The sequence below is a fragment of the Nocardioides albidus genome (assembly GCF_006335005.1).
GTDB classification, from domain to species: domain Bacteria; phylum Actinomycetota; class Actinomycetes; order Propionibacteriales; family Nocardioidaceae; genus Nocardioides; species Nocardioides albidus.
On record NZ_VDMP01000014.1, the window covers coordinates 130,122 to 130,523 of the forward strand.

At 73.9% G+C, this 402-nt stretch carries 1 protein-coding gene; it reads left to right on the forward strand.

Going from position 1 to position 402, the window contains the following annotated elements:
* Positions 1–176: 176 nt before the first annotated feature.
* A partial coding sequence (locus tag FHP29_RS22145; protein WP_205013826.1) for a hypothetical protein occupies positions 177–402 on the forward strand: 226 nt, incomplete at its 3' end.

The following is a 402-nucleotide window of genomic DNA, read 5'->3' on the forward strand; positions in this document are numbered from 1 at the left end:
ACGGCCAGCTGCCCGACGCCGTCACCAGTCGTACGGCGGACGACGACGCCTGGGCCCCGCATTAGTCCGGCCATCCCTTCTCTCCAGTCTGTCGGGCGCCCTGCATGCCGTCGTCGCGTCGTTGTCCCCGCGGATCGATCCGACGTGGCCTCGTTGTCGGCCCGGTCGTCCCCCTGGTGGTCGGCCTCGCCGTCGGGATGGTCGGATGCACCGCCGACAGCACTGAACCGGCCGGACCCGACGGCACCTCGGCGACCTCCCCGACGGCCTCCTCGACACCGGACGCCGTCCGGAACCCCACCCCCACCGTCGAGTACGCCGCCTGGGCGGGCGTCGACACCTGCGCGCTGCTGCGGTCTGCGGGCCGCCGGTCCGGAGCCGTGCTCTCGTCGGTCGAGCCCG